This is a genomic window from Hymenobacter edaphi (genome assembly GCF_003258365.1).
GTDB classification, from domain to species: domain Bacteria; phylum Bacteroidota; class Bacteroidia; order Cytophagales; family Hymenobacteraceae; genus Solirubrum; species Solirubrum edaphi.
On sequence record NZ_QHKM01000010.1, the window covers coordinates 41,675 to 64,801 of the forward strand.

At 65.5% G+C, this 23,127-nt stretch carries 16 protein-coding genes; 9 read left to right on the forward strand and 7 right to left on the reverse strand.

Annotated elements, in window-relative coordinates; all coding sequences use genetic code 11:
* Nucleotides 1-5 precede the first annotated feature (5 nt).
* On the reverse strand, nucleotides 6-656 hold the full coding sequence (locus DLM85_RS21585; protein ID WP_341537785.1) for a phage tail protein: 651 nt from the start codon (nucleotides 654-656) through the stop codon (nucleotides 6-8).
* 35 nt (nucleotides 657-691) lie between these two features.
* On the reverse strand, nucleotides 692-1,654 hold the full coding sequence (locus DLM85_RS21590) for a hypothetical protein (protein WP_133257193.1): 963 nt from the start codon (nucleotides 1,652-1,654) through the stop codon (nucleotides 692-694).
* 181 nt (nucleotides 1,655-1,835) lie between these two features.
* On the opposite strand from DLM85_RS21590, the gene DLM85_RS21595 reads away from it, so the two are divergent.
* The gene (locus tag DLM85_RS21595; protein ID WP_111480261.1) at nucleotides 1,836-2,417 is read left to right on the forward strand and encodes an arylesterase; all 582 of its coding nucleotides are present in this window, start codon (nucleotides 1,836-1,838) and stop codon (nucleotides 2,415-2,417) included.
* A gap of 178 nt (nucleotides 2,418-2,595) precedes the next feature.
* Here DLM85_RS21595 and glgP read toward each other — a convergent pair whose 3' ends face one another.
* Nucleotides 2,596-4,254, reverse strand: a complete 1,659-nt coding sequence (gene glgP / locus DLM85_RS21600; protein WP_111480262.1) for an alpha-glucan family phosphorylase — start codon at nucleotides 4,252-4,254, stop codon at nucleotides 2,596-2,598.
* A 294-nt stretch (nucleotides 4,255-4,548) separates the two neighbouring features.
* Between glgP and DLM85_RS21605 the strand changes: the two genes are divergently transcribed.
* The 5 genes from DLM85_RS21605 to DLM85_RS26115 all read left to right on the forward strand — a co-directional run bounded on the left by DLM85_RS21605 (nucleotide 4,549) and on the right by DLM85_RS26115 (nucleotide 12,806).
* Nucleotides 4,549-5,973, forward strand: coding sequence for a motility-associated ABC transporter substrate-binding family protein (locus DLM85_RS21605; RefSeq protein WP_111480263.1), 1,425 nt, complete (start codon nucleotides 4,549-4,551; stop codon nucleotides 5,971-5,973).
* 287 nt (nucleotides 5,974-6,260) lie between these two features.
* Nucleotides 6,261-8,180: a glycoside hydrolase family 13 protein gene (locus DLM85_RS21610; protein ID WP_111480342.1), complete on the forward strand. Its 1,920-nt coding sequence runs from the start codon at nucleotides 6,261-6,263 to the stop codon at nucleotides 8,178-8,180.
* A 127-nt stretch (nucleotides 8,181-8,307) separates the two neighbouring features.
* Entirely contained in the window at nucleotides 8,308-9,015 is a 708-nt protein-coding gene (locus DLM85_RS21615) for an SDR family oxidoreductase (RefSeq protein WP_111480264.1), read from the forward strand.
* Nucleotides 9,016-9,227: 212 nt separating this feature from the next.
* Nucleotides 9,228-10,997, forward strand: coding sequence for an alpha-amylase family glycosyl hydrolase (locus DLM85_RS21620; protein ID WP_111480265.1), 1,770 nt, complete (start codon nucleotides 9,228-9,230; stop codon nucleotides 10,995-10,997).
* Between the two features lie 192 nt (nucleotides 10,998-11,189).
* On the forward strand, nucleotides 11,190-12,806 hold the full coding sequence (locus tag DLM85_RS26115; RefSeq protein WP_111480266.1) for an MFS transporter: 1,617 nt from the start codon (nucleotides 11,190-11,192) through the stop codon (nucleotides 12,804-12,806).
* A gap of 116 nt (nucleotides 12,807-12,922) precedes the next feature.
* Here the strand turns inward: DLM85_RS26115 and DLM85_RS21630 are convergent, their stop codons facing one another.
* On the reverse strand, nucleotides 12,923-13,339 hold the full coding sequence (locus DLM85_RS21630; RefSeq protein ID WP_111480267.1) for a hypothetical protein: 417 nt from the start codon (nucleotides 13,337-13,339) through the stop codon (nucleotides 12,923-12,925).
* 125 nt (nucleotides 13,340-13,464) lie between these two features.
* On the reverse strand, nucleotides 13,465-14,439 hold the full coding sequence (locus tag DLM85_RS21635; protein ID WP_111480268.1) for a helix-turn-helix transcriptional regulator: 975 nt from the start codon (nucleotides 14,437-14,439) through the stop codon (nucleotides 13,465-13,467).
* 259 nt (nucleotides 14,440-14,698) lie between these two features.
* On the opposite strand from DLM85_RS21635, the gene DLM85_RS21640 reads away from it, so the two are divergent.
* Entirely contained in the window at nucleotides 14,699-16,555 is a 1,857-nt protein-coding gene (locus DLM85_RS21640) for a family 10 glycosylhydrolase (protein WP_165822245.1), read from the forward strand.
* A gap of 135 nt (nucleotides 16,556-16,690) precedes the next feature.
* On the forward strand, nucleotides 16,691-17,137 hold the full coding sequence (locus DLM85_RS21645; RefSeq protein ID WP_111480270.1) for a hypothetical protein: 447 nt from the start codon (nucleotides 16,691-16,693) through the stop codon (nucleotides 17,135-17,137).
* 118 nt (nucleotides 17,138-17,255) lie between these two features.
* Here the strand turns inward: DLM85_RS21645 and DLM85_RS21650 are convergent, their stop codons facing one another.
* Nucleotides 17,256-18,974, reverse strand: a complete 1,719-nt coding sequence (locus DLM85_RS21650; RefSeq protein ID WP_111480271.1) for a M28 family metallopeptidase — start codon at nucleotides 18,972-18,974, stop codon at nucleotides 17,256-17,258.
* A 326-nt stretch (nucleotides 18,975-19,300) separates the two neighbouring features.
* On the opposite strand from DLM85_RS21650, the gene DLM85_RS21655 reads away from it, so the two are divergent.
* The gene (locus DLM85_RS21655) at nucleotides 19,301-22,369 is read left to right on the forward strand and encodes a M16 family metallopeptidase (RefSeq protein WP_111480272.1); all 3,069 of its coding nucleotides are present in this window, start codon (nucleotides 19,301-19,303) and stop codon (nucleotides 22,367-22,369) included.
* Between the two features lie 85 nt (nucleotides 22,370-22,454).
* On the opposite strand, the gene DLM85_RS21660 is transcribed toward DLM85_RS21655, so the two are convergent.
* Nucleotides 22,455-23,042 (reverse strand): Riean_0653 family protein, encoded by a 588-nt coding sequence (locus DLM85_RS21660; RefSeq protein ID WP_481249164.1) that lies wholly within the window; start codon nucleotides 23,040-23,042, stop codon nucleotides 22,455-22,457.
* Nucleotides 23,043-23,127 lie beyond the last annotated feature (85 nt).

A 23,127-nucleotide genomic window follows, 5' to 3' on the forward strand; every position in this document is an offset into this window, starting at 1 on the left:
AGGCGCTATTGGGTGGGAAAAACCCCGTACAGCGAGATGATGTAATGCACGGCCAGGTAAGGCTGCATGTTTGTGTGGGGCTGGCTGCCCCCCACCACGCCCATTACCTGGGCAGGCTGCTTCTGCAGGTTGGCCGTGGCCTGGGTGTACTGGGCCGAGCCGTTGCCGCCGTCGGCGGGCATGGTGCCCTGGGGCGAGGCGCTGTTGCCCGGCGTCGTGCTCACGCTCAGCTGGTGGCTGTGGTTGGGAATCTGCTGGGTGGTCAGCGTCACCTCTTCGGCACCGCCCTGTTCGCCAACGCTGCGGGAAGTGAGACCGGGGCCGGCGCCGGAGTGCATCGGGGCCCGGCCGCGCAGGTCGGGCAGGGCGAAGGTATCCTGCCCGTCGCCGCCGTAGGTGGTGCCGATCAGGGCGTACAGGGCGTCGTTTTCGCTGATGGGCAGCAGGCTGCCGTCGCAAAAGGCCCAGCCGGCCGGCGCGAAGTTGCCCGCGAAAATGGCAATTTCCCCGATGTAAGGAGAGCTGCCGTTGACGCTGTACGGCATGCGGCGCGGGGCAAAGGCGGGCGCCGGGGCGGCGGCCGGGGCCGGGCGCAGCAGGCCCTGCAGACGCTGCAGCCAGGAGCGACGCGTCGTCAATGAAGATGCTTGTGCCATGAAAAAACGGAATCTGGGGTGAGAAAAGCGGCGCGCTAGGACTCGCGGCGCCAGGCTCCGTTCGTGTAGATGAAGCGGGCCGCATAGCCCGGCAGGATGTTGCCCGTGCCGCTGCCCGACACCACCGGCAGGTACTGTAAGTCGTTGTTGACGATGACCAGCCGCTGCCCTTCCGTACCCGGGCTCAGCGTAACGGAGCCGATGGTGGTGGAGCTGTTATTGGTGTACACGAGGTTGGTGGCCGCCGGGCTCACCGTCACCGCCGTCGTGGGCGCGGCCCCGACGGACGAGCTTTCGGCGGTGTAGTTGCCGGCGCCCACGCTGGCCCACCCCGTGGCGGTGTACTGGTACAGGCCGGGCGTGTTGTCGGTCTGCACGATGAGCATGCCCACGGTGGGGACACCCATGGCGTTACGCTGGGTCAGCGTCAGGCGCGGCGGCAACAGGCCCTTGGTGGTGCTGGTCACGTCCAAGGCCGCTTTGGGGTCGACGCTGGTGGCGCCCACTACCAGGGTGCCCGCTACGCTGCCGTTGCCGGTCACCGTGCTGTTGCCGGTGGTGCTGCTGTTGCCCGTCACCGTGTTGTTGCCGGTCACGGTGACGTTGCCCGCGTCGGTGATGCTGATGCCGCCGGTGCCGTTGTTGGAGAGCGAGTTGCCGGCCAGCTTCACGGCCGTGGTGGCCGTGCCGTTGCCCAGGTTGTCGCCGGCGCCGGCCTTATCGGGCAGCCACAGCCAGTTGGCCGTGGCGGTGGCGCTGGCGTTGTAGTAGAAACCGGCCGTGCCGTCGGTCTGGTACACCAGCAGGCCCTGGGCCGGGCTGCTGATAGCGGTGCGCTGGGCGCTGGTCATGCGCGGCACCAGCATGCCCTTGGTGGTCGAGGCCACTTCCAGCATAGCCGTGGAAGCCGGGGCGGCAGTACCGACACCTACGCTTTGGGCAAAAGCGCTGGTTGAAGCCAGCAGAACGCCGGCCAAAAGCAAGTAAGGTTTGTACATAGCAGGCTGTTGAGGTGAGACCCGAAAGATAGGATTATTTCAACGCATCAACACTTTTTAACCCGAAAGCACCAAGAAGTTAAGTCCTAAAATCCTGCTTGTCTTCGTCTCCCCATTTCGCGTATGTAGCCGCACCGACTAGGCGCCGGCACCTCCGGCGTACTTCTCTGGTCTTCCGACTATGCGCAACCTCGTTTTCTTCGGCGACTCCCTCACGGCCGGCCACGGCCTGCCCGCCCCGCAGGCGTTTCCGGCCCTCATTCAGCAGAAAATCGACGGGCTGGGGCTGGCCTGGCAGTGCGTCAACGCGGGCGTGAGCGGCGAAACCACCGCCGGCGGCCTGCAGCGCCTGCCCTCGGTGCTCAGCCGCCGCCGACCCGACGTATTCGTGCTGGAGCTGGGCGCCAACGACGGGCTGCGCGGCATTCCGGTGCGCGAAACCACCCAGAACCTGCAGCGCATCATCGACGAGGTGCGGCGCCAGTATCCGGAATGCCGCATCGTGCTGGTGGGCATGGAGTTTCCTTTCGACCTCGGCCCCTTCGGCCAGCACCAGCTGGCCCGCTATGCCCAGGAATTCAAGGCCCAGTTTCGCGCGCTGGCCGAAAAGAACGGCCTCGATTTCGTGCCCTTTCTACTGCAGGGCGTGCTCGGCCGCCCCGAGCTGAACCTGCCCGACCGCGCCCACCCCAATGCCGCTGGCTACCGCCTCGTGGCGGAAAACGTGTGGGCCGTGCTGGAGGCCGTGCTACGCACGGTGTGAGGGGGTGAACTAGTGAGGTGGTGAACTGGTGAGTTTGACGGTCAAGTGGACCTGATAATGTGCAAACGGCCCGGGCAACGGATGTTGCCCGGGCCGTCCGGTTTGGGGAGTGGTCAACGGGTGAAGCAGGAGCCATGTGAACGTCACTCACCACCTCACCATTTCACCATCTCACCGCTTACGCCTTGTACATCAGCTCGTAGTACTCCGTGGCCATGCGGCCCGACTCGAACTGCGGCTCCACTTCGCGCATGGTGTTTTGCACGATCTTCCAGTACTCGGCGGGCTTGCCGTAGTACAGGGGCAGGATTTCGTGCTCCAGTACGTCGAGGGTGCCGGCGGCTTCGATGCGGTCCTTCTCGGCGTCGGGCAGGTCGAGGTCGGCCAGGGGAATGAGGAAGCCGTTTTCGCCGTGGCGCACAAACTCCGGAATCCAGCCGTCGGGGATGCTCAGGCTCAGGCTGCCGTTCATGGCGGCCGTCATGCCCGAGGTGCCGGAGGCTTCGCGCGGGAAGCGCGGGGTGTTCAGCCAGATGTCGGAGCCTTTCTTGAGCAGGGCCGAGAGGCCCAGCTCGTAGCCGACGAGCACGGCGCAGTTTTTCAGGTGTTTGCTGCGGCTGATCAGCTCGTTGAACAGGCCGATGGCGCCGAAGTCCTTGGGGTAAGGCTTGCCGGCCCAGATGACCTGCACCGGACGGTCGGCGTTGTTCACCAGCGCCTCGAACCGCTCGAAGTCGTTCAGCACCAGGTTGGCGCGCTTGTAGGCGGCGAAGCGGCGGGCCCACACCACCGTCAGCACGTCCGGGTCGAACAGCTTGCCGGTCTGGTCGGCCACTACCTTGAACAGCTGCTCCTTCAGCTCCCGCTTGCGGGCCTTCAGGTTCTTGACGGCCGTGCTGGCGGCCGAGTTCAGGGCCTTGTGCAGGGGCGCGTCGCGCCAGTAGGTGCCGTTCTGCGAGTTGGTGATGTGCACGATGGGGCAGATGCCGTGGTAGTGGCCCCACATGTCGCGGGCCACCCGGCCGTGCACTTCCGACACGCCGTTGGCAATGCGCGCCATGCGCAGGGCGGTGAGCGTGTAGTTCAGCCGCTCGTGCTCCACCAGGCCCAGCTCGCGCACTTCGTGGCCCGAGAGGCCCGAGAAGAAGGTCATGTCTTCGAGCAGCTTCATGGGGTGCTCCTCGTTGCCGGCCAGCTCGGGCGTGTGGGTAGTGAATACCAGGCGCTTCTGCACCTCGCTCAGCTGCCGGCCGTGCTTTTCGTGCAGGTAGAAAGCCAGCGGCAGGCCGTGGCCCTCGTTGAGGTGATACACCTCCGGGGTGCGGTTGATCAGGTCGAGCAGCTTGCCGCCGCCCACGCCCAGCAGGATGCTCTGGGCCACCCGCGCCGCCGTGTCGGCGTCGTAGAGGTGGTGGGAGATGGTGCGCGAGAGGTAGTCGTTTTCCGGAATGTCGGTGGTCAGGAAAAACATCGGGCAGGTGCCGAACACCTCCGGGGCCAGGTAGAAGGCCTTCACCTTCACCGGAGCCGAGTGAATGGTGATGTCGAAGACGAAGCCGGTGTCCTGCAGAAAGCTGTAGTGCTTCTCGGTGAAGTCGGCGCGCATGGTCTGGTCGGGCTGCCGGCCCTGGTCGTAGTAGCCGTAGCTCCACAGGATGCCGATGCCGATCAGGTTCTGCTTCAGCTCGTAGGCTGAGCGCATGTGCGAGCCGGCGAGGAAGCCCAGGCCGCCGGAGTAGGTTTTGAGGGCTTGGTCGATGGCAAACTCCATGGAGAAGTAAGCCGCCGACTTGCTGAACTCGGGAGCGGGGGTGTAGGAAGAGTAGGTAAAAGCCATGAGGGGAGAAGGGGTGAAACGGCAGCGGCCGGCGGTAGCCGGCCAACGCATCGACAAACCTAAAAAAATGACGCAACAAAAACGTCTTTGCCCCCGGCCACCGTCGTGGCGCAGAGGCCCGCTAAGCTACGCAGGGCGGCGCAAATAGGCTTTGCGGGCGGAGCTGGATATATTTTAGATAATATTTCAAACGACTAGGATTATTTTTAACAATATGATAATTTAAGGGCCGCTAATTCAGGTATTTATGCCGATTAGCTTTGTCTCCCTCCTTTCTCTCCAACCAAACCCCCTATGAAAATTTCCACTCGCCTGTGGGCCGTACCGCTGTTGGCGCTGGCCCTGGGCTGCGCCAAAACCGACAGCCTCGCCCCGCAGGGCACGTTGGCGCCCGTAGCCGCCGGTGCGCAGAACGCCTCGAACGCAGGCTTCCCCGAGGGCTTCGAGTCGGGCACCAAGACGGCCTACACCGCGGGCTCGGTCACGCTGGGCTCGGGCTCCTGGACGCTCGACGAGGCGCTGCTGGGCAACACCACCGCCGACCCCAAAACGGGCAGCCAGTCGGCGCGGGTGCGCAACGCCGGCCGGCTCACGATGAATTTCAACGTGACGGGCGGGGCCAGCACCGTCACCATCGGCCACGCCAAGTACGGCACCGACGCCAGCTCCACCTGGGAGCTGTGGAAATCGACCGACAACGGCAGCACCTACGCCAAGGTGGGCAGCACCATCACCAGCAGCAGCACCACGCTGCAGACGGCCTCCTTCACGGTGAACCAGAGCGGGGCGGTGCGCTTCCAGATCCGCAAAACCGACGGCACGACCAACCGCGTCAACTTCGACAACGTTGACATTCAGACCTACGGCACCACTCCGCCGCCAACCGGCACGGGCAAGAAATTCCTCATCGACGGGGCCCACGGCGAGCTGGCCGGCAACGCCGACTGGGTGCTGGACGTGGACAGCGGCATTCCGGTGCGCTACCCCACGCCGGGCGCCTCGGGCATCACCGCCACCACGGCCGAAACCTACTGGACGGGCGCCATTTCGGCCTGGGGCGTGGCGCTGGTGAAGCTGGGCCACTCGGTGGAGCAGCTGCCGAGCGGCACCTTCACCTACGGCACCACCGCCGCCCAGGACCTGCAGAACTACGACGTGCTCATCATCAACGAACCGAACGTGCGCTTCACCACGGCCGAAAAAACGGCGCTGCTGCAGTTCGTGCAGAACGGCGGCGGCCTGTTCATGATTTCCGACCACGACATCTCGGACCGCAACAACGACGGCTGGGACTCGCCCGACATCTGGAACGACTTGATGAGCGGCAACCCCTTCGGCATCACCGTGAACCTGGACAACATCGTGGAAAACAGCACCAACGAGCTGGTGTCGTCGACCAACCAGATCCTGAACGGGCCGCAGGGCGCCGTGTCGCAGCTCTCCTTCCACAACGGGGCCACGGCCACGCTCAGCCCGACGGCCAACGCGGCGGTGAAGGGCCTGATCTGGCGCAACTCGGCCGGGCAGGGCAACTCGCTGGCCATGTGCGCCAGCAGCACCTACGGCGCGGGCCGCATCGTGTTTATCGGCGACTCCTCGCCCGCCGACGACGGCACCGGCTCGCCCGGCAACACCGTGTACGACGGCTGGAACGAGAACGTGAGCCACGCCCGCCTGCACCTGAACGCCTCGCTCTGGCTGGCCAAGGTGACAAACTAAGAGTGGGGCAGCAGAACGTCATGTCGAGCGAAGTCGAGACATCTCGCCCGATAGTAATTCCTTCGTTGAGCAGATTTTACGATCCGGCGTCAGCACGCGAGATGTCTCGACTTCGCTCGACATGACGTTCGATTAAACAACAAAGCGCCGCCGCTTCACCCGAAGCGGCGGCGCTTTGTTTGGGGCCGGGGCTCGGGGCGGAATAAAGCACGGCTTTGCCGCCCGCGCCGGATGTTTCTACCTTGCGGCCGCGCCGCCCCGGCGCCGATTTCTTGCGCTGTTTTTTTATGACCCGACTGCCCCGCATTCCCGCCTGGCTGCCCCTGCTGCTGTTGCCGCTCGGCGCCACTTCTTCTGCCCTTGCGGCCGCTGAGCCGGCCGCCGCGCCGGCCCCGGCCGCCAAAAGCGGCATCACCCGCATCGACCCCACGTTCTGGTGGGTGGGCATGAAAAACCCAGCCCTGCAGCTGCTGGTGTACGGCCCCGGCATCGGGCAGAGCACCGCCAGCATCGAGGGCGCGTACCCCGGCGTGACCGTGACCGGGCAGCAGAAGCTGGAAAACCCCAATTACCTGCTGGTCGATCTGCGCATCGAGCCCACGGCCAGGGTAGGCCGGCTACCGCTTGTCTTCCGCGGCGGCCCCAAGCAGCTGAAGTACCAGTACGAGCTGCGCGCCCGCACCACGCCCGGCGACAACAGCAAGGTGCAGGGCATCAACTCGGCCGACTTCATCTACTTCCTGATGCCGGACCGCTTCGCCAACGGCAACCCCAAGAACGACGTGGTGAAGGGCACCCGCGCCCCGCGCGTGGCCCGCGACTCGATGTACGCCCGCCACGGCGGGGATTTGCAGGGCATCGAGCAGCACTTCGACTACCTCAAGGAGCTGGGCGCCACGGCCATCTGGTGCACGCCGGTGACGGAAAACGACATGCCCAAGGCCAGCTACCACGGCTACGCCCTCACCGACTACTACGCCGTGGATGCGCGCTACGGCTCGAACGAGGACTACGTGCGCTTTGTGCAGCGCGCCCACCAGCAGGGCCTCAAGGTGATTCACGACGTGGTGCTCAACCACATGGGCTCCTACAACTACCTGTACCGCGACCAGCCGGCCAAGAACTGGTTTCACCAGTGGCCGCAGTTTACGCGCTCCAACTTCCGCGACGCGGCCTTCAACGACCCCTACGCCTCGCAGTACGACAGGCGGCAGTTCGGCGAGGGGTGGTTTGACACCACCATGCCCGACCCGGACCAGGCCAACCCGCAGGTGGCCACGTATCTGATTCAGAACTTCCTGTGGTGGGTGGAGTACACCGGCCTCGACGGCTACCGCATCGACACCTACTCGTACTCCGACCGGGGCTTTTTGATGAAGTGGGGCGAGGCCATTCTGGCGGAGTACCCGCGGCTGGGCATGTTCGGCGAGACGTGGGTGCAGGGCACGGCCCAGCAGGCGTATTTTGCCCGCAACATCATGCCCGCGGTGGACGGCTTCAAGAGCAACCTGCCCGGCGTGACCGACTTTCAGCTGCAGTACGCCATCAACGACGCGCTGACCAAGGACGCGGGCTGGACCGAGGGCATCAGCCGCCTCTACTACACCCTGCAGGCCGACTGGCTGTACGAAGACCCGCTGCGCAACGTGGTTTTCCTCGACAACCACGACGTGAGCCGCTTTTTATCGGTGGTTGGCGAAGATTATCAGAAGTACCAGATGGGCATTGCCTGGCTGCTCACCACCCGCGGCATTCCGCAGCTGTACTACGGCACCGAGATTCTGATGAAGAACTTCTCGAACCCCGACGGCAAGGTGCGCGAGGACTTCCCCGGCGGCTTTCCCGGCGACCGGCAGAACGCCTTCACCAAAGCCGGCCGCACCGTGCAGCAGAACGCGGCCTTCGACTACGTGAGCCGGCTGGCCCAGTACCGCAAGGCCCACCCGGTGCTGCAAACGGGCAAGCTGATGCAGTTTATTCCCCAAGACGGCGTCTACACTTACTTCCGCTACGACGAGCAGGGCAACACCGTGCTGGTGATGATGAACGCCGCCAAGGAAGCCCGGAAGGTCGACGGCACGCGCTTCGCGGAGCGCACGAACGGGTACGCCTCCGGCGTAAACGTGGTGACGGGGGCCGCCGTGGCGGACCTGCGGAGCTTCGATATCCCGGCCCAGACGGCCTGGGTGCTGGAGCTGAAGCGGTAACTGCTTTTGCAGACGATTTTTAGCCGGCGAAGGGCGCGGCGGGTTTCCGCCGAAGCTGCCGAGTGCGTATACTTCCAGAACGACTCCGCGCCCGCCGCGGCCTAAAAAACACCAGAACGACCGACCCATGACCGACCTAACCAACCAAGTTGCCATTGTCACCGGCGCGTCCCGCGGCATCGGGCGCGCCATTGCCACCTTGCTGGCCCTGCAGGGCGCGCAGGTGGTGTGCGTGGCCCGCTCCGAGGACGAGCTGCTGGAGGTGGCCCAGAAAACCAACGGCCTGCCCATCGTGGCCGACGTGTGCGACGAGCAGGATGCGCGCCTGATCGTGAGCGAGACGCTGAGCCGCTTCGGCCGCCTCGACATCGTGGTGTGCAACGCCGGCGTGGGCTCGTTCAACCTGCTCGAAAACTTCAGCGCCGAGGAGTGGGACCGGATGTTCGACGTAAACGTGAAGGGCACCTTCCTGCTCTGCAAAGCCGCCCTGCCCCACCTCAAGGAGCAGCAGCGGGGACACATCATCGGCATTGCCTCCGACGTGAGCAAGCGCACCTTCGCCCACGGCACGGCCTACGGGGCCAGCAAGTACGCCCAGCACGCCGTGCTCGACGCCTTGCGCAAGGAGGCCCGCCCGCACGGCATCAAGGTGAGCGTGATTTACCCGGGCCTGGTGGATACCTACTTCAACGAATCCCGGCCCGGCGCGCCCGACAAGCAGCACACCCACCTGCAGCCGCTCGACGTGGCCCAGGCCGTGCGCTACGTGCTGGAGGCCCCGGCCCACGTGGTCGTCGACGAGCTGATGCTGCACCCGGTGACGCAGGAGTGGTGATTTTTAGCACTTTGGGGCGTTGTGGTTGGCTTGCCGGCTTCCGGGCCGGGCCCAGAGCCAAAAATAATCACGCAAGAAAACGCGGCACCCGACCGGCGTAACCCGCTCCAAATGCCTAAATTACGCTCCTTATGCGACGCCCTCTTCTGGTCTCGGCTGCCCTTCTCACCCTCGGCCTGACCGCCTTTTCCCCCTCTTCCGTGGCCCCGCCCATGGCGCACTATCTAGCCCCCGCCCCCGGCGACCCGAACACCACCGACGAGCCGGTGCAGGACCACAAAATCATCGTCTACCAGATGATGGTGCGCCTGTTCGGCAACCAGAAAACCCTGAACAAGCCCCACGGCACCCTGCAGGAAAACGGCGTCGGCAAGTTCAACGACATCACCGACAAGGCCCTGCAGGAAATCAAGAAGCTGGGCGCCTCCCACGTGTGGTACACCGGCGTGCTGGAGCACGCCACCATGACGGACTACTCGAAGTTCGGCATCAGCCTCGACGACGCGGACGTGGTGAAGGGCCGGGCCGGCTCGCCCTACGCCGTGAAGGACTACTACGACGTGTCGCCCGACCTGGCCGTGAGCGTGCCCAAGCGCATGCAGGAGTTCGAGGCCCTGGTGAAGCGTACCCACGCCAACGGCCTGAAGGTGTTCATCGACTTCATTCCCAACCACGTAGCGCGCAGCTACAAGTCGGATGCCAAGCCGGCGGGCGTGGTGGACCTGGGCGAGAAGGACGACAAAACCAAGGCCTTTGCGCCCAACAACAACTTCTACTACCTGCCCGGCAAGGCCTTCGTGGTGCCCAAAGGGGCCGACCCGCTCGGCCCCGCCGCCAAGGGCCCGAAGGAAGACGGCAAGTACCTGGAACTGCCCGCCAAGGCCACCGGCAACGACGTGTTCAGCGAGGCGCCGAGCATCAACGACTGGTACGAAACCGTGAAGCTCAACTACGGGGTGGACTACCAGAACGGCCGCAAGCTGCACCTGGAGCCCATTCCGGACACCTGGCTGAAGATGCGCGACATTCTGCTCTTCTGGGCCCAGAAGGACGTCGACGGCTTCCGCTGCGACATGGCCGAGATGGTGCCGGTGGAGTTTTGGGCCTGGGTGATTCCCGAAATCAAGAAGGCCAAGCCCGGCATTCTGTTCATGGGTGAGGCCTACAACGCCAAGGAATACCGCACCTACCTCGAAAAGGGCCACTTCGACTACCTCTACGACAAGGTGGGCCTCTACGACGGGCTGCGCCGCCTGATGACCGGCGGCGGCAAAATGAGCGACATCACCGACGTGTGGAGCCGGGAAAGCCGCGGCTTCAGCTCCCACATGCTGCGCTTCCTCGAAAACCACGACGAGCAGCGCATTGCCAGCAAGGACTTCGCCGGCGACCCGAAACCCGCCATTCCGGCCATGACGGTATCGGCCACCCTGGGCACCGGCCCGGTGATGCTGTACTTCGGGCAGGAAGTGGGCGAGCCGGGCCGCGGCTCCGAAGGCTTCAGCTCGGAGGACGGCCGCACGACCATCTTCGACTACTGGGGCGTGCCCGAGCACCAGAAATGGCTGAACGGCGGTGCTTTCGACGGAGGCAAGCTCAGCCTGCAGCAAAAGCAGCTGCGCGACTTTTACGGCCGCCTGCTGAACCTCTGCAGCACGAGCGAAGCCCTGCGCAAGGGCCGCTTCTACGAGCTGCAGGACGCCAACAACCTGGCCAAGGAGTACGACGACAAGAAGCTCTACAGCTTCCTGCGCTTCACCGACAAGCAGCGCCTGCTGGTGGTGGCCAACTTCAGCCCCACCCAGACCTACGTGCCCACCCTGCAGGTTCCGGACGCGGCCTGGAAGCTGATGGGCCTCGACCCGCTGCGCAGCCAGTTCACCTACACCGACGTGCTCAACGGGCGCACCGGCAGCACCTCGGCCCGCGTCACGCTGCCGCCCTTCTCGGCCGTCATCCTCGAAATCGAACCGAAGAAATAGGGGTGATTAGGCCCCAACAGGAACGTCATGTCGAGCGCAGTCGAGACATCTCGCTGGATAGTAATCTGCTCGTTGAACTGCGTTTACTATCGGACGTCAGCCCGCGAGATGTCTCGGCTGCGCTCGACATGACGGGCTGATACCCTGCCCTTATTCCAACCGCCCCACCGCACTCCCACACCCCGTCCGCTTATGGCTTCCGGCGCCGCAATCAGTACCTCTACCTCCGCCGCGCGCAAGCCGCGGCTCTCGTTCTGGCAAATCTGGAACATGAGCTTCGGCTTCCTCGGCATTCAGTTCGGCTTCGAGCTGCAGAACTCCAACGTCAGCCGCATCTTCGAGACGCTGGGGGCCAACAAGGACGACATTCCGATTCTGTGGATTGCCGCCCCGGTAACCGGCCTGCTGGTGCAGCCCATCATCGGCTACCTCTCCGACCGCACCTGGAGCCCGCGCTTCGGCCGGCGCCGGCCGTTTTTCCTGATCGGGGCTATTCTGGCCTCGCTGGCCCTGCTGGTGATGCCCAATTCCTCGGCCCTGTGGATGGCGGGCGGCATGCTCTGGATTATGGACGCCAGCATCAACATCTCGATGGAGCCCTTCCGCGCTTTCGTGGGCGACAAGCTGCCCTCCGAGCAGCGCACCTCGGGCTTTGCCATGCAGTCGTTCTTTATCGGGGTGGGCTCGGTGGTGGCGGCGCTGCTGCCCTGGGTGTTTACCAACTGGCTGGGCATGAGCAATACCGCCCCGGCCGGCGAGATTCCGCCCTCGGTGAAGTGGGCCTTCTACGTGGGCGCGGCGGCCTTTCTCAGCTCGGTCGTCTACACCGTGGTGACGAGCACCGAGACGCCGCCCGAGGACATGGAAGCCTTCCGGGCCGAAAACGCCAAGGTGGGCATGTGGGACGGCCTGCGCGAGTCGTTTGCGGGCATCTTCCACATGCCGCCGGCCATGCGCCAGCTGGCGGTGGTGCAGTTCTTCACCTGGTTTGCGCTGTTTTCGATGTGGATTTACGCCACCAACGCCGTGACCAGCAACATCTACAACATGCGCGTGGACGCGCCGCTGTACCAGAAGCTGAAGGCGCAGATTACCGGCGCCCCGGCCGCCAATACGGACGCCAAGGAGCTGGACGGCCTGAAGCGCGACGTGGCCGAAATCGAGCAGTTTCAGGCCGATAACACCGACAAGGTTATCAGCCTGAACATGGCCAACTACGCCGTGGGCAAAGGCCAGCTCAGCCCGGAGGAAAAGGCCACCGCCCAGCGCGTGCAGCAGCAGTACAACGACGGCGCCGACTGGCTGAGCCTCTGCTCCTCGGTGCGCAACGGGGTGGCCGCGGTCTTCGCCTTCATCATTCCGCTGATTGCGGCCCGCACCAGCCGCCGCCGCACCCACATGCTCTGCCTGCTGCTCGGCGGCCTGGGCCTGGTGTCGCTGAAGTTCATTGCCAACCCCGACTTCATCATCGTCTCGATGGGGCTGGTGGGCATTGCCTGGGCCAGCATCCTGTCGATGCCCTACGCCATCCTGGCCGGCTCCTTGCCTGCCAACAAGATGGGGTACTACATGGGGGTGTTCAACTTCTTTATCGTCATTCCGCAGATTGTGGCGGCCACCATTCTGGGCTGGTTCACGGTGCACCTCTTCCACGGCAACACCCTGAACACGCTGGTGCTCGGCGGGGCCAGCATGGTGCTGGCCGGCCTGCTCACCCTCTGGGTGCGCGACGACGACGACACCCACGTGGCCGCCGTGATGGAAAACCCCGGCTACGACACGCCGGTGCTGACCAATCCGCAGGCCTAACGAGCCGATTGTTAACGCGACACCGCCCCGGTTGCCAAGCGCAGCCGGGGCGGTGTCGCGTTTGTAGCGCGACCCGAAGGTCGACGAAGTCAACTTTTCGTTCGCGCTACATCCGGTCAGGTACCGCTCTGCAGCCAGTGCTGGGCGGGCAGCTCTTCGATGAAGACGCGCACGTCGGCGCCGCGGCGGACTTCCTCGGGCAGCCCAAATTCCTCGGCGGCCAGGCGGGCGTCGATGGTTTCGGCCTGGTAAGGCGTGACGAGGTAGGCCAGGCGGCGCGGGGCCGGCAGCACGCCGCGCAGCTGCGGCCGGAACGTGCGCAGCACCCAGCGAAAGTCCTCGGGCGCGGCCAGGCCGCGGGTGCGCAGGTCCACCAGCCAGTGGCTGCACTGCTTTTCCGTGGCCAGCGCCAGCGCGGCCGCGTAGCCGGCGCGGTGCTCATCGGACGACACCGGCCGCGCCCAGCGCAGAAACAGCAGGTGCAGGTCGGGACGGTAGGAGAGGCGGAGGTAGTCCTGGTCGACGGCTTCCATGCGGGCAACTAACGCAGCGGCGGGTGAGGGCAGCGTGAACAAACGCGCCGCCGCCGGGCGGCTTACGGCCCAGCTTGCCTATGGTACCCCGGCGGCGGTGGTTTTGTTTGGGCCGGGCGGCGGCTTTACCCGGCCGGGCGGCGCAGCTGCTGGGGCCGCAGCCCGAAGCGGCGCTTGAAGGCGGTGGCAAAGTGGGCCGCGTTGCCGAAGCCCACGCGGGCGGCCACGTCCTGCACGGGCTCGTCGGTGTGGGTGAGCAGCAGGTGGGCTTCGGTCAGGCGCTTCTGGGCCACGTAGCCGAACACGGTGGTATCGAACAGCTCGCGGAAGCCTTTTTTCAGGGTGAAGTCGTTGGTACCGAACAGCCGGGCCAGTTCGTGCAGGCCGGGCGGGGCGGCGTAGTGCTCGTCGAGGTAGTCGCGCACGGCCAGCAGCAGTTCCCGCTCGCGGCGGCGCGGCGGGGCGCGGTGCAGGCGGAGGTAGTGCTGCTGCTGGGCCACGAACAGATCCAGAAACCGCGCCTCCAGGAACAGCCGCTGCAGCGTGCCGGTGTAGGGGCAGCCGCGCAGCTGCCCGAGCAGCTCCAGCACCTGCGGGGAGCTGGGCCGGGCCGCCTCGAACAGCGTGCCGGGCTGCTGCTGGGGCAGCAGGTGCTCGTAGAGCGGCAGCCACTCAGCGTTGTCCTGCACCAGGCCGGTGAAGTAGGCCGGCTCGAAGCGCAGGTGCACGGCGTGGTAGCGGCCCGCGGCGGGCTGAAACACGTGGCGCACGTTGGGGCTGGGCTCGTAGAGCAGGTTGTCCTGCCGGGCCTCCACGCGGAAGCGCCGCCCCCGTTCCATCACCGATTCGCTGTGGCCGGCCAGCTGCACCACCATGCCGATGCAGGGCTGGTGGTCGAGCAGCTGCAGCTCCAGGGTTTGCTGCAGCGGTCCTTCCAGCTCGGTCAGCAGGCCGCCGGGCAGGTGGTACTCGGTGAAGCGGAGGGCGCCGACGGCCGCGGGCCCCTGCCAGTGGCGGCGGCGCACGGTGCCGCCGGGCTCGGCCACCGGGCTGGTGGCGTCGAACAGTTCGAAGTCGTGCAGGCAGTAGGAGTCAGGCATCGACGACCACCGAAGCGGGCAAGGCGTTGAAATTCAAAAAAAGCAGCGAGTGACAGCCCGGCTGCGGCCAGGGCCGCGGGCCGGCCCGCAGCCGGGCAGGCAACCTAAAAGGTACTATTAAAACTCAAAAATAGCCAGTGCTTTTCGCCCGCAATACTACATAAGCATGTGAGCCGGTGCGGGCAGAGAACGGTCGAGTATGCTTTTGTCAGACAAAAGCGCTGTATTTGCTTCCCCAACCTCCCATCCTCGTTCCCTTATGAAACACCTGTACCTGATGCGGCGCCTGCGTACGGCGGCCGGATTGCTTTTGGCCGCCCTGCTGGGCACCGCCGGGGCCCACGCCCAAACCGCGCCCCCCGCGCCGCCCAAGCAGGAAATGCGCGCCGTGTGGGTGGCCCACGTGTTCAACCTCGACTGGCCGCGCAGCAAAACCCTCACGCCCGCCCAGCAGCGCGCCGACTTTATCAGCCTGCTCGACCGCCACAAGGCCAACGGCATCAACGCGGTGGTGGTGCAGATTCGCGCCTCGGCCGACGCCATCTACCCCAGCACCCTGGAGCCCTGGAGCGAGTGGCTGACCGGCACCCAGGGCGTGGGCCCGCAGCCGGCCTACGACCCGCTGCTGTTCATGATTCAGGAGGCGCACCGGCGCAGCATGGAGTTTCACGCCTGGATCAACCCCTACCGGGCCGTTACCAACGCCAACACCTCCAGCATTGCCGCCGGCCACGTGTCGCGGCTGCAGCCCACCTGGGTGGTGCCCTTCGGCACGCTGCGGGTGCTCAACCCCGGCCTGCCCGCCGTGCGCCAGTACCTGACGCGGGTGGTGATGGACGTGGTGCGCCGCTACGACGTGGACGGCATTCACTTCGACGACTACTTCTACCCCGCGCCCCAGACCGGCGTGGTGTTCGACGACGACGCGGCCTTCGCGGCCGATCCGCGCGGCTTCGCGGCCAAGGCCGACTGGCGGCGCGACAACATCGACCTGTTCGTGCACACCGTGTCCGACAGCATTCAGGCGGCCAAGCCCTGGGTGAAGTTCGGCATTTCGCCGCCCGGCGTGTGGCGCAACGGCACCAGCGTGGGCGGCACCGCCACCACCGCCTTCCAGAGCTACACCGACATCTTCGCCGACTCGCGCAAGTGGCTGCAGCAGGGCTGGGTGGATTACCTGGCCCCGCAGGTGTACTGGACCAGCACCACCACCGCGGCCCGCTACGACCTCATCGTGCCGTGGTGGAACCAGCAGGTGCTGCCCGCCAAGCCCCGCCACGTGTACGTGGGCCACGCGGCCTACAAGGTCAGCGCCACGGCCACCGACGCCTTCAACCAGCCCACCCAGATTCCCTCGCAGCTGCGGCTGGCCCGGCAGCAGAGCAACGTGAAGGGCAGCCTGTTCTACAAGTCCACCGAGCTGCTGGCCAACCCGCTGGGTGTGGCCGACTCGCTGCGCACCAACTTCTACCGCCACAAAGCCCTGGTGCCCGCCATGCCCTGGAAAGATAACGTGCCGCCCACCACGCCGGTGCAGGCCGGCATCTGGGATGATTCGCAGGGCTCGGGCTTCGTGTACCTGAGCTGGCAGCCCGGCCCGGCCGCCGCCGACGGGCAGCGGGCCCGCTGGTACGTGGTGTACCGCTACCCGCGCCACGCCGGCCCGGCCACTGCCGCCGACCTGGCCAACCCGGCCAACATTGCCGCCATTCAGGACAGCACCCGCTTCCGCGACATCTGGCGGGGCAACAACCCGGCCTACGACTACACCATCACGGCCCTGGACCGCCTGCACAACGAAAGCGCGCCCGTGACCAGCTTCACCGTGCTGCTGCCCGCCAAAGCCGCGGCCGCCACGGCTACCCTGGAGCCGGCCTTCCCCAACCCCTTCTCGGAAAGCACCCAGATCAGCTTCCGCCTGGCCTCGGCCAGCGACGTAACGGTGCAGGTGCTAGATGTGACGGGCCGCGTGGTTAGCCGCCTGACCGAGGGCCGCCTGCCGGCCGGGCCCCACAGCTTCACGCTAAGCGCCAGCACGCTGCCAGCGGGCCTCTACGTGGTGCGCCTGACCGCCGCGGGCGGCACCTACCAGCAGAAAGTGCTGCTGACCCGCTAGCAAGGGCCGGTGCCGGACCCGCCCGCCGCCCAACGCGGCCGGGCGTGCAACCCGCCGGCTGCTCGCTGGATCCTACCTTTGACGGCCCCCGGTGCCTTATTGCGCCGGGGGCCGTTCGTTATACCAATGCGTCCTATGCGTCATCTATTCCTGCTGGCCGCGCTGCTGGCCGCCGCCCCGGCCGCTTCGGCCCAATCGTCCACGCCGGCCGCCGCGCCGGCCGCACCCAGCCTGGCTAGCGCCCATTATTCCGCCGCCGACACCATCCGGGCCGTGCGCCACCTCTTCGAGCACCGCACCAGGGGCGCCGGGGGCTACGCCGACGCGGGCGGCACCATCCTGACCGCCGGCGCCGTGGCCATGGCTCTGCGCACCGACAGCACCGCGGAGGGCCAGCGCATCGACAACAACAGCGACCTGATGGTGGGCAGCGCGCTGATGGGCTACGGCCTCTTCCGCGCCGCGCGCTTCGGCCGCCCCCGCTACGAGCAAGTAGTAGGGGCTTACGCCCAAGGCGAGCCGCTACCGGCCTACGTGCGCCGCCGGCTCAAGCCCAAGTACTTCCGCTACCGCGCGTTCTAGTTCGCTGGCCCTAAATGCTTCGGTCCCGCCGCAGTTCCAGGACAAACCTGCGGCTGCGGCGGGACCGAAATGTTGGCGCCTAACCTGCTAGGCCAGCAGTGCGTCGCGTTCAGCAGGCTCAGGCATCACCGTTTGTGCTTTTGACGATGCGGCTGGCCTGCAAGCTCTTTTCCCGGATGGCCTTGAACTCCGAGCCGGGCTTCCACTGCGGGAAGGTCGTTTCGTCGCCGAGGCGGCGGCCGATGCGGTAGAGCAGGCGGGCGTCCTCGGCCATGCCGCCCAGGTTCATGTCGGAGCGGTACTCGTCGCTGGGCTGGTGGTAGTGCTTTTCTTCGTACTGCTCGTTTTGCTCCCGGGCAAAGTCCTTGCCCTTGGCACGGCTCTCGAAGCGGCCCGAGGCGTAGAGCGCCGGCACGCCCACGTGGGCCAGGCTGAAGTGGTCGGAGCGGAAGAAGTGGCCCTGCTCGGGCGTCTGGTCGGGCACAATGTAGCGGCCCTGCTCCTGGGCCGCCGCCGTGGCGTAGTCGTCCAGTTCCGATTGGCCGTAGCCCACCACCGTCAAATCCTTCATGGGCCCGAAATCGGCCAGCGCGTCCATGTTCAGGTCGGCCACAGTCTTGTTGAGCGGGAACAGCGGATGTGCGGCGTAGTAAGCCGAACCGAGCAGGCCCTGCTCCTCGCCCGTCACGGCCAGAAACACCATGCTGCGCTTGGGCTTTTGCTTATTCTCGGCAAAGGCCTGGGCAATGTTGAGCAGCGCCGCGCAGCCCGAAGCGTTGTCGACGGCCCCGTTGTAGATGGAGTCTCCGGCCACCGGGGCACCCACGCCGAGGTGGTCCCAGTGGGCGGTGTAGAGCACGTACTCGTCGGGGCGCTCGGTGCCGGGCAGCACGGCCACCACGTTCTTGGAAGCCATGCGGCGGGTCGTCGTCGTGAGGCTAGTCGTCAGGCCCAGACCCAGCGGCACGGGCCGGAAGCCCGGTTTGTTGGCGGCGGCCTGTAGCGCGTCAAAGTTCTGGCCGGCGGCCTGGAAAAGGCGCTTGGCCGCGTCAAGCGTCACCCAGCCTTCCAGCCCGCACTTAGAGGCTCCTTTGTCGTCGGACTGCGGAAACAGCTGCGAGCCGCTCCAGCTGCTTTCCACCACCGCCCAGGGGTAGGAGGCCGGCCGGGTGTCGTGCACGATGAGCACGGCAGCGGCGCCCTGCCGGGCCGCTTCCTCGTATTTGTAGGTCCAGCGGCCGTAGTAGGTCATGGCCTTGCCCTTGAAGAGCGTGGTATCGTTCACCACGAAGCCCGGGTCGTTGATGAGCACCACCACGGTTTTGCCCTTCACGTCGAGGCCGGCGTAGTCGTTCCACCGGTACTCGGGCGCCACCACGCCGTAGCCAGCAAATACCAGGGGGCTGTTTTTCAAGTCTATGCGCGGCTGCTCCCGCTCGGTTACGGCCACGAAGTCCGCCTTGTACTGCAGCGTCAGTGGCTGGCCCTTGCCGCTGACGAGCATAGTCGCGGCCGGCGTGGTGTTGATTTCGACCAAGGGCACCTGCTGGAAATAGCTGCCGTCGGGGCCGGGCTTGAGGCCGAGCTTCTTGAACTCGTCGGCCAGGTAGTTCACCGTCTTGGTTTCGCCCGCGGTAAAGGGCTTGCGGCCCAGAAACTCGTCGGAAGCCAGCCGCTGCAGGTGCCGCCCAATGACGGCCGCGGAAATGCCGTCGGTGGCGGTGGTGTCGGCCGCGGCCGTGTCGGTAGCCGCGGCGGAATTCTGGGACGTGTTGCCCTGGCAGCTGGCCAGCAGCAGGCCCAGCAGCGCGGCGGCCGGGGCAAGGTAAAGACGCATAAGAGCAGTAGGGTTTGGCAGAGGACGCCCGGCCGGATGACCGGACGGCCGCAATATGCGCAGCGGAAGCGGGTTGCCCGCGCGGTGAGCGGGCGGACTTGGAGCGGCAGCTGGCTACCGCCAAAAGCAGTTGTGGAACCGCCCCAGGCCCAGGCGGCGTTGGGCGGGCCAACGCCGGTTTTGGGGCCGTGGCCCGGCCGGTTGGTAGATTGGGGCGCCCGTACGCAGCCTCAATAACTTAGGTTGCGTCCTTGACGGGAATTTCCCGCCGTTTGCCGGCGGCTCCTTACCTTGCCTCACTCCTTTTACCCCCACTCTGTCCCCTTATGACCCGTAACCAACTGTTGCTGCTCGGCTTCGGGGCGTTCCTGACGGCCGCCGCGCCGCAGGCCGCTTCGGCCCAGACCAAGGCAGCCGCCAAACCTGCTGCCAAAACCGCCACGGCCGCTAAAGCCACCGCCGGGGGCACCCGCTTGGTGGAGAAGGTGACCCGCAAGCCCGGCGAAGTCGCCATTCCGTACGAGAAGTACGTGCTGCCCAACGGCCTGACGCTCATCGTGTCGGAAGACCATTCCGACCCGATTGCCCACGTCGACGTGACCTACCACGTGGGCTCGGCCCGCGAAACCATCGGCAAGTCGGGCTTCGCTCACTTCTTCGAGCACATGATGTTCCAGGGCTCCGACCACGTCGGCGACGAGCAGCACTTCAAGATTGTGTCGTCGGCCGGGGGCACCCTGAACGGCACCACCAACCGCGACCGGACCAACTACTTCGAGACCCTGCCTTCGAACCAGCTGGAAACCGCCCTGTGGCTGGAAGCCGACCGCATGGGCTTCCTGCTCGACGCGGTGACGGAGAAGAAATTCGAAGTGCAGCGCAGCACCGTGAAAAACGAGCGCGGCCAGAACTACGACAACCGTCCCTACGGCCTGGCCTCGGAAAACGTGTCGAAGGCGCTGTACCCCTACGGCCACCCCTACTCGTGGCTGACCATCGGCTACCTGGAAGACCTGAACCGCTCGGACGTCAATGACCTGAAAAACTTCTTCCTGCGCTGGTATGGCCCGAACAACGCCACCGTGACGGTGGGCGGCGACGTGAAAGCGGCCGACGTGGTGAAGCTGGTAGAGAAGTACTTCGGCAGCATCCCGGCCGGCCCGGCCGTGCAGAACATGAAGCCCATGGTGCCCACGCTGACCGCCGACCGGTACGTGAGCTACCAGGACAACGTGCGCTTCCCGATGCTGCAGATGGTCTTCCCGACCGTGCCCGGCAACCACCCCGACGAGCCCGCCATCGACGCGCTGGCCGCCATCCTGGGCGGCTCCAAGACCTCGCCGCTGTACCAGAACCTGGTGAAGGCCCAGAAGGCCGTGCAGGCGCAGTCGTACCACCCCACCTCCGAGCTGAGCGGGGAATTCACGATGGTGGCCCTGGGCATGCCCGGCAAGCCGCTGAGCGAGCTGGAAACCATCATGCGCGCCTCCATCGAGGAAGTGGCCAAGCGCGGCATCTCCGACGAGGACGTGGCCCGCTACAAGGCCTCGACCGAGGCTGACCTGATCAACCGCCTGCAGAGCGTGAGCGGCAAGGTGAGCACCCTGGCCGGCTACCAGTACCAGACCGGCAACCCCAACCGCCTGCCCATCGACCTGAAGCGCATTCAGTCGCTGACCAAGGCCGACGTGGACCGCGTGTTCAAGCAGTACGTGCTCGGCAAAAAGGCCGTGGTGCTCAGCGTGGTGCCCAAGGCCAACCCCGACCTGATTGCCAAAGCCGACAACTTCAAGGTGGACCCCTCGGGCTTTAAAGCCCCGAAGGACGAGTACGCCGGCCTGAAGTACAACAAGGCCAAGGACAACTTCGACCGCGCCCAGCAGCCCAAGGCCGGGGCCGCCCCCATGGTGGCCGTGCCCACGGTGTGGAAGGCCGACATGCCCAACAAGCTGAAGGTTATCGGCACGCAGAACGCGGAAATGCCGACCACCACCATGCTGCTCACCATCCGCGGCGGCCACCGCATCGAGAGCAACATGCCCGGCAAAGCCGGCATTGCCTCGCTGACGGCCAACCTGATGGAGGAAAGCACCGAGAAGTACTCGGCCGAGCAGTTCGATGCCGAGCTGGAAAAGCTGGGCAGCAACATCAGCATCTCCTCCAGCGGCGACGCCACCACGGTGTACGTGCAGAGCCTGACCAAGAACCTGGACAAGACGCTGGCCCTGGTGGAGCAGCGCCTGCTGCACCCCAAGTTTGAGCAGGACGACTTCGACCGCCTCAAGAAGCAGGCCCTGGAAGGCATTGCCAACCAGAACACCCAGCCGGTGGTCATTGCCGACAAAACCTACAACCGCCTGCTCTTCGGCCAGAACGACATCATGGCCGTGCCCACCTCGGGTACCGCCGCCACGGTGGGCAGCATCACGCTCGACGACGTGAAGCAGTTCTACCAGAACTACTACGCGCCCAACATCAGCCACCTGGTGGTGGTGAGCGACCAGCCGCAGGCCGCCATTACGCCCAAGCTGGGCTTCCTGGGCAGCTGGGCCACCAAGCCGGTGGAGCTGCCCAAGCCGGTGGCCTCGAGCAAGACCGACAAAACCAAGCTGTACTTCGTCAACAAGGACAACGCGCCGCAGTCGGAAATCCGCATCGGCTACGTGGGCCTGCCCTACGACGCGACGGGTGAGTACTACCGCGCGTACCTGATGAACTACATCCTGGGCGGCGCCTTCAACTCGCGCATCAACCTGAACCTGCGCGAAGACAAGGGCTACACCTACGGCGCCCGCTCGGGCTTCCAGGGCAACCGCTACGCCGGCCCCTTCACGGCCCAGGCCGGCGTGCGCGCCGACGCTTCGGCCGCCTCGGTGAAGGAGTTCATGAAGGAAATCGAGACCTTCCGCAAGGACGGCATCACCGATGAGGACCTGGCCTTCCTGAAAGCCAGCATCGGCCAGAGCGACGCGCTGAAGTACGAAACGGGCCAGCAGAAGGCCATGTTCCTCTCGCGCCTGGTGGAGTACGACCTGCCCACCGACTACGTGAAGCAGCAGACCGAAATCCTGAACAACCTCACCAAGGAGGACGTGAAGGCGCTGGCCGGCAAGTACCTGCCCGAGCAGATGTACATCGTGACCGTGGGCGACAAGAAGTACCTGCCGGAGCTCAAGCAGCTGGGCTACGAGGTCATCGAGCTGGACGCCGACGGCAACCCGGTGGCTGCCGCCGTGGCCGCCGAGCCCGCCCCGGCCATGACGCCCGTTGCGCCGACCACCAGCGACAAGAAGACCAAGGTAAAAATGAAGGAGGACGGCAAGAAGGACAAAAAGAAAATGAAGTCCGACGAAGACGGCTCCAAGGAGAAGAGCAAGACCGAGCAGGGCAAGTAAGCCCCGCGCCGGCCTCGCGCCAACCCGGAAAACCGGGCGTTGCCACTGCGGCAGCGCCCGATTTTTTTATGGGGTTGATAAAGCGTTACTGCTTCGCAAAACGCACATCGAAGCGGCCCTCCGTCACCTGCACCGTTTGCCCGCTGGCGGCGTGGCGGCCGGTGAATGAGAACGTGCCGGCGGCAATGCACGCTACTGTGTCAAAGCGCGTGAGGATGAGCGTGCCGCTAGCGTCCGGGCCGGTGCGGTAGTCGGGGTATGGCAGGCTGCTGTAGTGAATGTAGCGCCCGTAGGCCGGGTTGGACCCATTCAAGAATGGGTCGGCGGCTTGATCCAGCGCCACCGTGCTGGCCTGGACCAGCCTTGGCGCGAAAAAACTCAGGTACGATTGCGTTTCGTCTTTTTTAATCCGATCGAAAGAAAGGGTGAATCCGCCGCCCAAACCGTTGGTTCGTAGCCGCCGCCAGCGCGCAAAAATGGGCTCGACGGCGCCACAACCGGTCAAGCAACCGCTGCTGCCCTGGGGCGTCCATGCCTTGCCGTCGACGAGGCAGCCCATCGTGTTCTTGCCTTCCTGCGTGGCCTTGGGCAGGGTTTTGAGCGGGTCTTTCTTGCAGCCAGTCGCGCCGAGCAGCAACGCAAGCGGAAGTAGGCAGAGCGGTTTTATAGTCAATGCTTATCTAATGAATGGTAACTGCGGACTACTACTGCGTGGCCCATTTGGTGGCAGGAATATTGCGGCCTTAAAGTATAGGACT

Coding starts and splice junctions, on each gene's coding strand:
- DLM85_RS26115 (WP_111480266.1), top strand. CDS start 11,190: ATGGCTTCCGGCGCCGCAATCAGTACCTCTACCTCCGCCGCGCGCAAG.
- DLM85_RS21640 (WP_165822245.1), top strand. CDS start 14,699: ATGAAACACCTGTACCTGATGCGGCGCCTGCGTACGGCGGCCGGATTG.
- DLM85_RS21630 (WP_111480267.1), bottom strand. CDS start 13,339: ATGGAAGCCGTCGACCAGGACTACCTCCGCCTCTCCTACCGTCCCGAC.
- DLM85_RS21590 (WP_133257193.1), bottom strand. CDS start 1,654: ATGTACAAACCTTACTTGCTTTTGGCCGGCGTTCTGCTGGCTTCAACC.
- DLM85_RS21635 (WP_111480268.1), bottom strand. CDS start 14,439: ATGCCTGACTCCTACTGCCTGCACGACTTCGAACTGTTCGACGCCACC.
- DLM85_RS21595 (WP_111480261.1), top strand. CDS start 1,836: ATGCGCAACCTCGTTTTCTTCGGCGACTCCCTCACGGCCGGCCACGGC.
- glgP (WP_111480262.1), bottom strand. CDS start 4,254: ATGGCTTTTACCTACTCTTCCTACACCCCCGCTCCCGAGTTCAGCAAG.
- DLM85_RS21585 (WP_341537785.1), bottom strand. CDS start 656: ATGGCACAAGCATCTTCATTGACGACGCGTCGCTCCTGGCTGCAGCGT.
- DLM85_RS21650 (WP_111480271.1), bottom strand. CDS start 18,974: ATGCGTCTTTACCTTGCCCCGGCCGCCGCGCTGCTGGGCCTGCTGCTG.
- DLM85_RS21620 (WP_111480265.1), top strand. CDS start 9,228: ATGGCGCACTATCTAGCCCCCGCCCCCGGCGACCCGAACACCACCGAC.
- DLM85_RS21605 (WP_111480263.1), top strand. CDS start 4,549: ATGAAAATTTCCACTCGCCTGTGGGCCGTACCGCTGTTGGCGCTGGCC.
- DLM85_RS21655 (WP_111480272.1), top strand. CDS start 19,301: ATGACCCGTAACCAACTGTTGCTGCTCGGCTTCGGGGCGTTCCTGACG.
- DLM85_RS21610 (WP_111480342.1), top strand. CDS start 6,261: ATGACCCGACTGCCCCGCATTCCCGCCTGGCTGCCCCTGCTGCTGTTG.
- DLM85_RS21645 (WP_111480270.1), top strand. CDS start 16,691: ATGCGTCATCTATTCCTGCTGGCCGCGCTGCTGGCCGCCGCCCCGGCC.
- DLM85_RS21615 (WP_111480264.1), top strand. CDS start 8,308: ATGACCGACCTAACCAACCAAGTTGCCATTGTCACCGGCGCGTCCCGC.